This is a genomic window from Gilliamella sp. LMG 34362 (genome assembly GCF_984569125.1).
In genome coordinates this window covers 857464-871080 of record NZ_OZ474902.1, presented here as the reverse complement: position 1 = coordinate 871080, position 13617 = coordinate 857464, and the positions used below count along the sequence as shown (strand labels likewise).

The following is a 13617-nucleotide window of genomic DNA, read 5'->3' as shown; positions in this document are numbered from 1 at the left end:
TGCCTCTCATTTTTTAAAACAAGTTTCAAAATGGTCATCAACTAATCCCATTGATTGCATAAATGCATAACAGATCGTTGATCCCACAAAAGAAAAACCTCTCTTTTTTAATGCTTTTGACATTCTATCTGATATTTCGGTGCTAACTGGAACTTCACTTATGTCATTAAAGTGGTTAATGATTGGTTTACCATTAACAAAGGACCAAATAAATTGAGAAAAATCCTCATTATTGTTTTGCATTGCTAAATAGGCATGAGCATTTTTTACAATGCTATTAAGTTTTAGACGATTACGAATTAAGCCTTCATTTTCAAGTAATGATTCTATATCAGTCGCCGTTAATTGGATAATTTTTTGCGGATCAAAATTGAAAAAGCATCGACGATATTCATCTCGTTTTTTTAGAACTGTAATCCACGATAATCCTGCTTGTTGACCTTCAAGACAGATTTTTTCAAATAGTTTTAAACTATCATATTGTGGATGCCCCCATTCTTTATCATGGTAATCAATATATAACGGATCATTGCTAACCCAACTACAACGTTTTGGTTGGTTATTTTTCATAGTTATTCTAACTTAATATTTTGAGATTATTATACTTGATAAATAAATTGAGTGTTTATTTAAATCATCCCTAAATTTATATTATAAATCTAACCAGCAGATAATTACTGTTGATTAAATTTTTTTATGATTAAAAAAATATCTATTTTTTATGGCAGAATGACCATTCACCATTAAGATTTAGTCAAAATACAATTATTTTCTCAATTGACTATATCTGTTTAACTATAACAATAAGGTTTTTTCATGAGTCAGTCTGAGATTAATGCTGAATGGCAACCAGTGGCACGTCCATTGAACAGCAAGGATTTAAAAACATTGATATTATCCTCTTTAGGGGGAACATTAGAATTTTATGATTTTGTTATCTATGCACTCTACATTGATACCATTGTCAAACCGTTATTTTTACCCCATACCTTATCACCGTTAACGTTAGATTTATTTGCTTGGGGAATTTTTGCAGCCGGCTACTTGGTCCGCCCTGTTGGTGGCATTATTATGGCGCACTTTGGTGATAAAGTTGGTCGTAAAAGAATGTTTACCTTAAGTGTGGCGATGATGGCTCTACCTACTTTTATCATTGGTATTTTGCCTACTTATGAAACAATTGGTATTGTAGCACCATTATTATTGTTACTGATGCGGATGCTACAAGGCGCGGCTATCGGTGGTGAAATGCCTGGCGCATGGGTATTTATCGCAGAACATACCCCAAAACAACGTTATGGTTTAGGTGTCGGCACTTTAACTTCAGGCATTACTGGTGGTATCTTACTTGGCTTTTTCGTTACAATCATTATTGATCTCTATTTTACTAACCAAAATATTTTGGATTATGCATGGCGTATTCCTTTTATTATTGGTGGTATTTTTGGGGTTATTTCAGTATATTTACGCAAATTTTTATCTGAAACGCCAATTTTTAAAGAGTTAGCTGCACGTAAAGCTTTAGAAAAAAGTATACCTGTGGTTACCGTATTAAAAAAACACAAAACAGCATGTTTGATTGTCGCATTATTAACTTGGTCTTTATCCACCGCTATTATGGTCGGTATTTTAATTACTCCTGGTCGCATTATTGGCGGTATGTACCATTTTGCAAATCTTGATTGGCGTATTGGTGGTTGTATTGCCGCTTTAACCTTATCTATTGGTTGTGTTATTGCTGGTTGGTTAGATGATAAATTAGGAACAGCAAAAACCGTTATCATCACATGGGGTGGCTTAGCAGTAGTCAGTATCTATTTTTATAGTTCTTTAACTGCTGATATCTCATTAACTAAACTTTATTCTATTTGGGCTGTATTTGGTTTATTTATTGGCTCGATAGCCATGACACCAATTATCGGCACTAGAACATTTCCACCGGCAATTCGTTATTCTGGATTATCGTTCTCTTATAATTTGGCCTACGCACTATTTAGTGCAATTACCCCAACGTTAACTATTTATTTATTAAGCCCAGATCACTTATTAGGCGAATTTAGTTATCTTGGCGCCGGTATTTATATTTCAGCTGTCGCTTTAATAGCTGTTGTTGTTGGCTTTACTTCATTAGCCCAAAATGGCTGGCAAAATAAATCAGATCATTAAACAATATTAATAAAAAACAGGGCTATCGCCCTGTTTTTGGTAAAAAGTAAGATAAATGATAAATATTAACGCATTGTAACAAATTCTTCCGCTGCAGTTGGATGAATGGCAATAGTATTATCAAAGTCTTTTTTGGTTGCTCCCATTTTCAATGCTACAGCAAACCCTTGTAATATTTCGTCCATACCATAACCAATGCCATGAATACCAACAATTTTTTCTTGCTCGCCAACACAGACTAATTTCATTCGGCAAGGTTGTCGATGCGATGTAACCGCGGTATACATAGCAGTAAAAGTAGATTTATAAACTTTGACGTTTTCTGGGCCATATTGCAATATAGCTTGCGGTTCACTTAAACCAACCGTACCAATCGGTGGATGAGTAAACACCACTGTTGGAATATTAGAATAATCTAGATGTTCATTTGGTTTATTGTTAAATAGTCGTTCCGATAAACGGCGACCGGCAGCCACCGCAACAGGGGTTAATGCAGCGGCGCCTGTATCATCCCCGACCGAATAAATGCCGGCAACATTAGTATTTTGAAACTCATCCACAATAATAAATCCACTGTTATCAACGTTAATACCGGCAGCAGATAAATTCATTTCTTTGGTTGCTGGTTCACGACCGATTGCCCATATTAAGCAATCAACTGTATAACTCTCACCATTTTCTAATGTTAACGTCAATGATTTATCATCATTTTTAGTAACAGAAGAAGGGATTGCAAAAGTGTGCAAATGTTGACCTTCATTAGTTATCACTTCCATTAATGTTTCCACAATAAGTGGATCGAAAGCACGTAAAGGTGTACCTTGGCGAACAAATTGATGTGTTTCTGCGCCAAGTGAATGTAACACGCTGGCTATTTCACAAGCTATATAACCAGCCCCAACTACTGCTACTCGTTTAGGAAGTGCTTTTAACTCAAAAAATCCATCAGAAGTGATACCATATTGCGCTCCAGGTATATTTGGAATCGTTGGCTTTCCACCTACAGCAATAAGTATATGATCGGCACTATAATGTTCGCCATTAACTTCAATCGTTTTTGCATCAACAAATTTGCCATAACCATGGATCACATCGACATTATTATTGTTTAAAACACGATCATAAGATTGATGGACACGATCAATATAAGCAGTTCGACTTGCAATAAGTTTGTCCCAATCAAAATGGTTAATAGTGGTATCAAATCCATAATCAGGGCCATAATGGTTAATTGCTTCAGCAATTTGTGCACCATACCACATAATTTTTTTCGGTACACAGCCAACATTTACGCAAGTTCCACCAAGTAACTTAGCTTCAATAATTGCACATTTTTTACCATATGATGCAGCACGATTAATAGAGGCGATACCACCACTACCACCACCGATAGCAATATAGTCATAATGTTTAGTCATAAAAAATCCTTTAAATAAATTAGCAAATAATGATTAATAGCTTTGCACAAAGCGGACAATAAAAAAAGTATTAAATATGAAATTTAATGATAGTTATTAACTATTGATTGGTCTTATTCATTAATATAATCGTATTAATGATTTTTTTAATAGTTTCTGACTTACTAAAAACATCTATTTAAAGCCTGAGAATTAACCGGTTTAGAATTCAATTTTTCGCTAATCTCAAGATAACATTTATTATTTTCAAGTTTGTAAAGAATACTATATATTTTCCCCAATTCTGGAGTGAACTGCTGATATTTTGTTGTACAGACGAATTTATCATCTCTTGATTTGCCAATAACAGTAACGATTTGATTACTAGGAGTTTTCACTTCTACCGAAGGAACATATTTAGGATAAATATTAAATGGTACAATTTTATGGCGAAAAACATAGCCAAGACTCTGATAATTAGAACATGTGTTACTTTTACCATCATAAATATTTAACGAAAAATAGGTTGGATAATCAGTTTCTGTAGTGAAAACAAGTTGAGGATCATTGATATTTGCTTCATAACGATATTTGTGTTGCGGTACTCGGTGACAAGCGACAATCAGAAAGCCCATTAACAATAAAGTCACTTTTGTTTTCATTATCCTATTCCTTATTAATTATTTAAGATTTTATTTTTCAAAACTCAAATAACTATTTATTTGAGTGAATTAAATATCAAATAATGAAAAATTTGAACACCAATTATTGTATATTTGAGTAATTGGCTACCCAATTAAATAGCCAATTACCGAAATACATTATTCTTGTTGTTTAATCCTATCAATAATATTCGTGGTTGAACAACCATCTTCAAAATTCAGTACTTTAACCTCACCACCAGCTTCAATAACCTCTTTGCCACCAGCGATATCTTCTGGTTTATAATCGCCACCTTTAACTAGTACATCTGGTAATATGCTAGCAATTAATCGTTGCGGTGTCTCTTCCTCAAAAGGAACAACCCAATCAACAGAATCAAGCGCACCTAAAACAATCATTCTTTGCATTAATGGATTGATCGGACGTGATGGTCCTTTAAGCTGTTTTACCGAAGCATCGCTATTTACCGCCACAATCAAACGATCGCCAAGTTTACGAGCATTGGCAAGATAAGAGACATGCCCGGCATGTAAAATATCAAAACAACCATTAGTCATGACAATTTTTTCACCACGAAGACGCGCTTTGCGAATTTCTTCTTTTAGTGTGTCTTCTGTCATCACACCGAAACCATCATCAGCACGAGCACGGATAGCGTTACTTAATTCAACTTGAGATACCGTAGATGTCCCTAACTTACCAACCACAACACCTGCCGCTGCATTAGCTAAAAAACAGCTTTCTTCAAGAGATTGTCCTGCGGCTAATGAAGCCGCTAAAGTCGCTATTACTGTATCACCAGCACCAGTAACATCAAATACCTCTTTGGCTTGCGTAGGTAGATGATAAACAGGTTTATCTAACTGTATTAACGTCATCCCTTTTTCACTACGAGTGACAAGCAGTGCTTTGAAATCGTATTGTTTAATCAGTTGATAGCCCTTTTCGATAATTTCTTGCTCTGTTTTGCAAACACCAACAACTGCTTCAAATTCAGACATATTTGGCGTTAATAATGTTACCCCACGGTAACGCTCAAAATCAGTACCTTTCGGATCAACCAATATTGGGACATTTGCTTTTTGAGCTTGTTTAACCATTGCTTGTACAGCAGTTAAAGCACCTTTGGCATAGTCAGATAGTACTAATACTTTAGAGGTTGAAAGTGCACTTTCAATACGTTCTAAAATAGGTGTATGATCAACATTATTAAAACCTTCTTCAAAATCAATTCTAATGAGTTGTTGATTTCTAGATAAAACTCTTAATTTGGTAATTGTTGGATGAGTTGAGACTGATACAAAATCACAATGGACATTACGTTTAGTCAGTTGTTCATCAAGTACTTTGGCTGGTTCATCAATACCGGTAAAACCAATTAATCTTGCGCCCCCCCCTAAAGAGGTTATATTCATAGCGACATTGGCTGCACCACCAGCGCGTTCTTCTAGAGCATCAACTTTAACAATTGGCACTGGTGCTTCTGGTGATATACGGTTAGTACCACCATACCAATAGCGATCTAACATAATATCGCCAACTACCAGAACTTTTGCTTGATTAAACTCAGGAAGTGAAGTTTTCATTATGGTTATATATCCTTTACTTGTTATTCAGTAAATCACTTATCAATTTATTATTAATTCCCAACAGATTCATCTTCTGGTTGGATTTTTTTTCTGGGTTGATAGAAACGGGCAAAAAATGTCCCAATTTCAAATAATAAACAGATAGGTACAGCTAATAAAATTTGAGAAAATACATCCGGTGGTGTTACAAACATCGCTACAGCAAACACACTGACAATAATATAAGGTCTTTTTTTACGTAAATTTTTAGGAGTAGTAACGCCAGTCCAACAAAGCAAAATAATCGCCACAGGCACTTCGAATGCAAAACCAAATACAATAAATAGTGTCATGACAAAATCAAGATATTTTGTAATATCAGTATTTATCGCGACATCAACAGGTGCTGTATGGATAAAGAAATAAAATGCCAAAGGAAATACAGCAAAATATGCAAACGCAATACCGATATAAAAAAGTACCGTACTAGAAACAATTAATGGCATAATCAGCCGTTTTTCATGTTGATATAGAGCCGGAGCAATAAATCCCCAAACTTGATATAAAAGATAAGGAATAGAAATAAATATTGCAACAACGGCCGTCAGTTTAATTGGTGTAAAAAAAGGGGCGGCAATATCGGTGGCAATCATACTGCTACCTTTAGGTAATTGACTGATAAGCGGATTAGCAACAATATGATAGATATCATTTGAGAAATAAAGCAAACATGCTAATACTAGTAATATACAAATGATACAGCGTAAAAGTCTTGTTCTAAGTTCGACCAAATGTCCAATAAGTGGTTGAGTTGCGTCGTCTGTCATAATTTATCTTTATCTGAATGAATTGTTGTATCGATTTGACTGACTGAATTAATCTCATTTTGCAGTGATTCGGTTACCCGTTTTAATTCATCAATTGATGCTTGCAATTCTGGGGTAAGAGAATTCAAACCACTTTGTTCGGCTTTTTTTAAGCTATCTTGTAATTCCTGCAGTTTGAGTTCTTTATTCAATTCTAACTGGACAGTTGCTGACATGCGACGGAGTACTTTAATCCATCCGGCAACAGTTTTAATCGCAATAGGCAAACGTTCCGGTCCTAATACAACCAGTCCAATAATTAATACTAATAGTAGCTGACCAAAGCTAATATCGAACACAGGTTACTCTTTATCGGCGTGGTTATTAGCCGAGGAGTCAAGATGTTCAACTTTTTGTGAATCATCAGTCTCTTTTTTGTCATCATCGTCATTCATGGCTTTTTTAAAACCTTTAATTGAAGCCCCAACATCAGAGCCCAATGAACGCAATTTTTTTGTTCCGAATAATAGTACGATAACAGCAACAAATATCAGTAGTTTGGGCAAACTAGGCATATGATAACTATCTCCAATAGCGTTAGGTAGTCAAATTATACACTTAAATGGTGATATTCCCAAAAATAACTATTTCAATGTACTAGCAGCGTTACAATAGATAAAACACAAACTAGACTAAGAATGGCCAACGACCAACGATAGCGTTTTTGGCTTCGTTGTAATTCTTGATTAATTTGTTTTAATTGGTTACGCATCTGTTTAGTCATACGAGCCTGATCACCTAATCTTACTGGCAGATCAACTAGGATGTTTTTCCATTCTGGTAACGAGGACCATACTTGCTGAAATAACGTTTTAACACTGTACTTATCTTCATACCATTTTTCAAGAAATGGCTTAGCCGTTTGCCATAAGTCGAGTTCTGGATATAGCTGACGTCCTAATCCTTCTATATAAAATAAGGTTTTTTCAAGTAATGTTAATTGCGGCTGAATATCCATTTCAAATTGACGAGCAACTTGAAATAAAGCTAATAAAATTTGAGAAAATGAAATTTCACCTAATGGTTTGGCAAATGCAGGTTCACACACACTACGCATAGCCATTTCTAATGCCGTTGCATCCGTTGTTTCTGGCACCCAACCAGAAGCAATATAAATTTGTGCAATTCGTCGATAATCTTGATTGAAAAAGGCGAGAAAATTTTCAGCTAAATAACGCTGATCATCTTCAGTTAGTACACCAACAATTGCACAGTCTATGCCAATATAACGGGGATTTTGCGGTTCAGAAATATCAACAAAGATATTACCTGGATGCATATCAGCATGGAAAAAATTATCCCGAAACACCTGTGTAAAGAAAGCTTGAACACCACGTTCGGCGAGCAATTTCATATTGACACTATTTCGTTTAAGTTCATCAATATTAGCTATTGGTGTACCATAAATTCGTTCTTCTACTAAAATATTTGTTCGACAAAGATCTTGATAAACATAAGGAATATACAAAATCTCACTATTTATGAAATTATCCCGTAAACGAGCAGTATTATAAGCTTCTTTTTGTAGATCAAGCTCTTTCAAAAGTGTATTTTCATAATCACTAACAATTTCAACCGCACGTAACTTTTCACCAAATTTAATCCGTTTAGTAAATTGATTAGCAGCCCAATACATCAAGCGAATATCGGATTTAATTATAGGTAAAATATTCGGGCGTAAGACTTTAATCACAACTTGGGCGTGGCTGCTTTTTAAAGTTGCAGTATGCACCTGAGCAATAGAAGCAGAAGCTAATGGTTTTTCCTCAAAATCGGTAAAATAATCATCTATAGAACAACCAAGAGCTGATTCAATAATTTGTCTGGCAATATGTCCATCAAAAGGAGCTACTTGATCTTGTAATTTGGCTAATGCATCAGCGAGATATTTCGGTAATACATCTCGCCTTGTTGACACCATTTGTCCAAACTTTATCCAAACCGGACCTAACTCTTGTAAGGCTAGACGCAATCTTTCACCAACATCTTGTTTTTTTGCTTTAGATCTAACCCAAAATAGACTAATCAACAACAATTTAAACCATGTTGAGGTTCGATGTTTTGGTAATAGTTCATTTAATCGATAAGCTCGAAATACCGTTAAGATTTTATAAATTCGAAGAAATGTCATTCTTTTTTATCACATTAAAATTTAAAACCAGTATGTAAAGCCACAATGCCACCTGTCATATTGTGATATTTCACATCGACAAATCCAGCATCCTCCATCATTTTTTTTAAGGTTTTTTGATCTGGATGCATTCTGATAGATTCAGCTAAATATCGGTAACTATCAGCATCATTCGCGACAATTTTGCCCATCAACGGTAACATAGTAAATGAGTATAGGTCATAAGCTTTATTTAAAATCTGGTATTGCGGTTTAGAAAACTCAAGTATTAATAAGCGTCCACCAGGTTTTAACACTCTCCACATAGATTGCAATGCTTTTTGCTTATCAGTGACATTGCGTAAACCAAATGAGATAGTAATACAATCGAAATAGTTATCAGCAAATGGCAGTTCTTCTGCATTAGCTTGTACATATTCAATATTATTAAATAGACCTTTGTCTCGAAGCTTATCTCTACCAACTTTTAGCATAGATTCATTGATATCAGCTAATACAACTAAGCCATCATCACCGACAATTTGTGAGAATTTAGCCGTCAAATCGCCAGTACCACCGGCAAGATCCAAAACTTTTTGACCTTTACGAACACTACTATACTCAATAGTGATTTTTTTCCAGATACGATGAATACCAAATGACATAAGGTCATTCATAACATCATATTTATCAGCAACAGAATGAAAAACTTCTGCTACCCGTTTTACTTTATCTTGCTTTAAAACTTGAGTGTAACCAAAATCAATTTTATCTTGATTTTCATCATTTTGCTGTGAAGATGAGTGAGACATAAAAATTTACCTATCATAAATAGTTAGCTTATTTTAGCATAAGCTAACCTAAATGTGATGGACTAAATTAATAACGATTCAACCATTTGAGAAACAATTTCGAAATGTTGTAATGGTGTGGAGTTTGCTGGCAAGTCATTTTCGTGAATGACCAGATCAAACTGATAACTATTTTTTAAACCATTTAATACTTCATTAGATTTAGCAAAAATTTGATTATAGTAATTAGCCAATGTATCAAAATCAATCGATGTAAAGATTAATTTATTAGCATCTTCAACAGCTTTGGACATACGTTCTACTTGCAACATGGCTATCCTAAGATAATCATTTTCACTCAAATAACGTTTATTTTCAGCTGTAGATATTTCTCGTTTAATATAGTTAATATAACCATTTGAAACATATTGTGTGTTATAAATATTAGCTAATTGTATCGGCAATTCATTAAATTTATCATGTCCTATAATCGCTACTTTTTTAACAAAAAAAGGTTTCGCTGCCTTAGCAATATAAGACCAGTTTTGATAAGGGTTTTCTCGAATTTGTGTCGCACTAATGTTAACAAAATCACGATCAGCATCAACAATAACTACAGGGCAACCAAAATAGCGTTCATGCTGTTTTACATCTTGAGATTCACTAGTAAACACCACCGTAGGTTCGATTTTATGTTCCAATAAAATACGTTTTATACTATCACTCCAATCTTGCCAACCATTGGGATAATAGTTAATACCAGCTTCATCAGCGATATGAATGTGAATATTATGTCTATCTTTAAAGGTTTCTTTTAACCATGAGAAGCGATCACTTACTTGAGGCTGTCTAGGCAGGCGACTTTTTTCAAACAGTTGTTTATCACGTATTGCTTCACACCCCAACATGACATGCAGTTCATCAACTTGGGTCAATGCTTTTTCAATAAGATAAATATGACCACTATGTAACGGATAGAACTTACCAAAAATTAAACCAACTCGATGTTTAGATGACATAATCATTACCAATCAATTTCAAAACTGGATACTAATGTACAGAAAAAACAACCATTTTCTAACCAATTGATGCTATTTAATATGATAAAATTACAAAAGTGTTAACTTCATCAATTAAATTCATCAATTGTTAGAATCATACCAATTAAGATTGATATTTTATAGCCGATAACACAATCCCTGTTGCTACAGAAATATTTAAAGCCGACATATTATCATTGCCTTGCAAATGGACAATGTTATCAGCACAGTTAATTAATTTGTTATTAATTTGTTGAAATATGACTAAGGCAATTTTCTTGGTAAATTTGAGTTGTGATAACTCTGTTGATGAAATCGATTTTAATTGACATGGTAATAACGCAATAACTTGATAACCATGTTGTTTTAACAGATCAATAGATGCTATAAAATCATCACTTTTAATAGATTCAATTGCTTCAATGCCACCTTCAGCAACACGCATTGCGGCACCACTATCGAGTAAGTTTGTTTGCCGTAAAATTACGCCATTAACGCCAAAAAAAGCTGCACTACGCATCAACCCACCTAAGTTATGCGGATTATTCACATCATCAACAGCAATAATGCAATTCTGAACCTGATCATCATATTCATCTAAATAATCAAGCAAAGTGAGTGGAATGCGTTTTTTAACAATTAAACAAACACCACCATGATGTGGAGTTTGTGTGATTTTAGTAATTTGCTCTGTTGAAACAACATCATAACCAAGACGTTGTTTGACTAACCAATTAATTAATTCTTTAAATTGATAAGTCATTTCTTGGGTAATAAATAATTTAACAATAGCCAAACGTCGGTGCTTAAATACCGCTTTACAACTATTTTCGCTGTAAACTAATGTCTCTTCCTTTTTTTGACGGTAGCCATCATAACCGAATGTTGGTACTTGTTCATTATCTCGAACTTTTTTTTGCCATGGGGAATCATGCTCATCTGCTAAATCAAACTGTGCTTTAGCTTGTTTTACCGTTTTATTAAATTTTTTTGGTTTAAAGGTTTCGATCCGGTCATGTTTTGCTTTCGAATTAGACTGAAAACCATCATTATTACGTTTATTTTTATAATCACCACGTTCTTTGGCTGAACGGTTTTTTACTCTTGCTTCGCTATTTTTAGCATAAAAAATAGTGGGCTTACTTTTTTCACTAGTATCGTTCATATTATTCCCAATTAAAGACAGTTATCGTGTACGAATGGTTGGTGCAACTTTATCTAATACACCATTAACAAATTTATGGCTATCTTCTGCGCCAAAGGTTTTAGTAAGATCGATAGCTTCATTGATAACAACTTTATAAGGGACATCATGTCGCTTCATTAATTCATATATAGCAATTCTTAATACGGCTAATTCAATTTGACCTAGCTCTTCAACAGTTCTTTCTGTTAAATAAGGGGTCATCTTCTCATCTAATTCTGTGGTATTTTTGGCAACACCATGCAGTAATTCTCTAAAATATTTGGTGTCGACACCTTTCATACCTTGTTCAGCCATGAAGCTGCTCTCAACATCAGCAAGATCATTTCTAGAAATTTGCCAAGAGTAAATAGCTTGAACTGCACACTCTCTTGCTCGACGACGAGGATTAACTAACGCCACTAAATTACTCCTTAATTGTTTTAATCACATTTAACATTTCAAGTGCGGTTAGTGCCGCTTCAGCACCTTTATTGCCCGCTTTAGTTCCTGCTCGTTCAATGGCTTGTTCGATACTTTCAGTTGTTAAAATACCAAAACCAACTGGTATCGAAAAGTCTAAACTCGCATTTAATAGCCCTGAACTTGATTCGCCAGCGACAAAATCAAAATGAGCGGTACTACCACGGATAACCGTACCCAATGCAACAATTGCATCATATTTTTTTGACTGTGCAGCAACTTTAGCTGCTAAAGGAATTTCATAAGCGCCCGGCACCCAAATAACGGTAATATTGTTATCGTCTACTTCACCGATACGAGTAAGTGCATCTACGGCACCATTAACTAAACTTTCATTAATAAATTGGTTAAAACGCGCCACAATAATCGCTACTTTGGCTTCAGGTGCAGCAACTTTACCTTTAATTGTTTGCATATTCATTCCTTACCGATTGATTCTTGATGCAATTTTATAATCTCTTTTAGAGATAAAAATTATTAGGCAATTATACCACAAATTAAAGGCTTATCCTATTAGCAAAAGAGGATTTAATCTTTTTAATACTAGCTTTAATTAAAATAGTTATTAACTATTTATTGTATGAAAATAGTTAATTTATCAAAGGTTATTTTTGCATTTATCCATAATTATTTTTTAGATAACTATCCTATTATTTGTTTGTAGAAAATTGAAATATTTTACATATTATAAAAAATTTATTGTTATTGCTTGCAAGCTGTTATTAACGAATTACAATGGTTATGGAAAAGCTTTTTATTAAAGAGGTATTATTAATGTACATTAACACCATTCGTGATGAATTAAATCAGGCAATTGACGTATTGGCCAATTTCGTTGCAAACGATGAAAATTTAAAAAAAATCCAGCAAGCCGCCGTTTTAATTGCAGACTCATTTAAACAAGGTGGAAAAGTACTTTCATGCGGTAATGGTGGATCGCATTGTGATGCGATGCATTTTGCTGAAGAATTAACCGGACGTTTCCGTGACAATCGTCCTTCATATCCAGCCATTGCCATATCTGATGTTAGTCACATCTCGTGCGTGGGCAATGATTATGGTTTCGATTACATATTTTCTCGTTACGTTGAAGGCGTTGGACAAAAAGGTGATGTATTATTAGGCATTTCAACTTCAGGGAATTCAGCTAATGTACTTAAAGCAATTGAAGCCGCTAAACAAAAAGGTATGAAAATTATCACACTGACAGGTAAAGATGGCGGGAAAATGAATGGATTAGCGGATGTTGATATTCGCGTACCACATTTTGGCTATGCAGATCGTGTTCAAGAAATCCATATCAAAGTAATTCATATTTTGATTCTACTTATTGAAAAAGAGATGGCTTAA

14 protein-coding genes and 1 pseudogene are annotated in these 13617 nt (G+C 34.4%); 2 read left to right on the top strand and 13 right to left on the bottom strand.

The features are described 5' to 3' along the window. Nucleotides 1-6: 6 nt before the first annotated feature. Nucleotides 7-570 carry a DNA-3-methyladenine glycosylase I gene (locus AC5LWZ_RS04120; protein ID WP_493464019.1) on the bottom strand — a complete coding sequence of 188 codons (564 nt, stop codon included), beginning with the start codon at nt 568-570 and terminating at the stop codon, nt 7-9. 246 nt (nt 571-816) lie between these two features. Here AC5LWZ_RS04120 and AC5LWZ_RS04115 point away from each other — a divergent pair, with 246 nt between their 5' ends. Further along, nucleotides 817-2166 carry an MFS transporter gene (locus AC5LWZ_RS04115; RefSeq protein WP_493464018.1) on the top strand — a complete coding sequence of 450 codons (1350 nt, stop codon included), beginning with the start codon at nt 817-819 and terminating at the stop codon, nt 2164-2166. A 65-nt stretch (nt 2167-2231) separates the two neighbouring features. On the opposite strand, the gene gorA is transcribed toward AC5LWZ_RS04115, so the two are convergent. The 12 genes and pseudogenes from gorA to ribH all read right to left on the bottom strand — a co-directional run bounded on the left by gorA (nt 2232) and on the right by ribH (nt 12682). Continuing rightward, entirely contained in the window at nt 2232-3584 is a 1353-nt protein-coding gene (gene gorA, locus AC5LWZ_RS04110; RefSeq protein ID WP_493464017.1) for a glutathione-disulfide reductase, read from the bottom strand. 164 nt (nt 3585-3748) lie between these two features. Beyond that, nucleotides 3749-4225 (bottom strand): hypothetical protein, encoded by a 477-nt coding sequence (locus AC5LWZ_RS04105; protein WP_110448403.1) that lies wholly within the window; start codon nt 4223-4225, stop codon nt 3749-3751. A gap of 159 nt (nt 4226-4384) precedes the next feature. Further along, nucleotides 4385-5812 carry a bifunctional D-glycero-beta-D-manno-heptose-7-phosphate kinase/D-glycero-beta-D-manno-heptose 1-phosphate adenylyltransferase HldE gene (hldE, locus tag AC5LWZ_RS04100; RefSeq protein WP_198201211.1) on the bottom strand — a complete coding sequence of 476 codons (1428 nt, stop codon included), beginning with the start codon at nt 5810-5812 and terminating at the stop codon, nt 4385-4387. A 53-nt stretch (nt 5813-5865) separates the two neighbouring features. Further along, complete coding sequence (gene tatC, locus AC5LWZ_RS04095; protein WP_493464016.1) at nt 5866-6621, bottom strand: twin-arginine translocase subunit TatC; 756 nt, start codon at nt 6619-6621, stop codon at nt 5866-5868. A gap of 14 nt (nt 6622-6635) precedes the next feature. Further along, nucleotides 6636-6959 (bottom strand): annotated as a pseudogene (tatB, locus tag AC5LWZ_RS04090) (Sec-independent protein translocase protein TatB); the annotation flags it as partial. A 3-nt stretch (nt 6960-6962) separates the two neighbouring features. Continuing rightward, on the bottom strand, nt 6963-7175 hold the full coding sequence (gene tatA / locus AC5LWZ_RS04085) for a twin-arginine translocase TatA/TatE family subunit (protein ID WP_493464015.1): 213 nt from the start codon (nt 7173-7175) through the stop codon (nt 6963-6965). A gap of 74 nt (nt 7176-7249) precedes the next feature. Beyond that, nucleotides 7250-8791, bottom strand: coding sequence for a ubiquinone biosynthesis regulatory protein kinase UbiB (gene ubiB, locus AC5LWZ_RS04080; RefSeq protein WP_493464014.1), 1542 nt, complete (start codon nt 8789-8791; stop codon nt 7250-7252). A 14-nt stretch (nt 8792-8805) separates the two neighbouring features. Continuing rightward, entirely contained in the window at nt 8806-9582 is a 777-nt protein-coding gene (gene ubiE / locus AC5LWZ_RS04075; protein ID WP_493464013.1) for a bifunctional demethylmenaquinone methyltransferase/2-methoxy-6-polyprenyl-1,4-benzoquinol methylase UbiE, read from the bottom strand. 62 nt (nt 9583-9644) lie between these two features. Continuing rightward, nucleotides 9645-10580 carry a multifunctional transcriptional regulator/nicotinamide-nucleotide adenylyltransferase/ribosylnicotinamide kinase NadR gene (gene nadR / locus AC5LWZ_RS04070; protein ID WP_493464012.1) on the bottom strand — a complete coding sequence of 312 codons (936 nt, stop codon included), beginning with the start codon at nt 10578-10580 and terminating at the stop codon, nt 9645-9647. A gap of 145 nt (nt 10581-10725) precedes the next feature. Further along, entirely contained in the window at nt 10726-11766 is a 1041-nt protein-coding gene (locus tag AC5LWZ_RS04065; RefSeq protein WP_493464011.1) for a TrmH family RNA methyltransferase, read from the bottom strand. Nucleotides 11767-11787: 21 nt separating this feature from the next. Beyond that, nucleotides 11788-12207 carry a transcription antitermination factor NusB gene (gene nusB, locus AC5LWZ_RS04060; RefSeq protein ID WP_493464010.1) on the bottom strand — a complete coding sequence of 140 codons (420 nt, stop codon included), beginning with the start codon at nt 12205-12207 and terminating at the stop codon, nt 11788-11790. A 4-nt stretch (nt 12208-12211) separates the two neighbouring features. Beyond that, nucleotides 12212-12682: a 6,7-dimethyl-8-ribityllumazine synthase gene (ribH, locus tag AC5LWZ_RS04055; RefSeq protein ID WP_065613982.1), complete on the bottom strand. Its 471-nt coding sequence runs from the start codon at nt 12680-12682 to the stop codon at nt 12212-12214. A gap of 359 nt (nt 12683-13041) precedes the next feature. Between ribH and lpcA the strand changes: the two genes are divergently transcribed. After that, complete coding sequence (gene lpcA, locus AC5LWZ_RS04050) at nt 13042-13617, top strand: D-sedoheptulose 7-phosphate isomerase (protein ID WP_110448410.1); 576 nt, start codon at nt 13042-13044, stop codon at nt 13615-13617.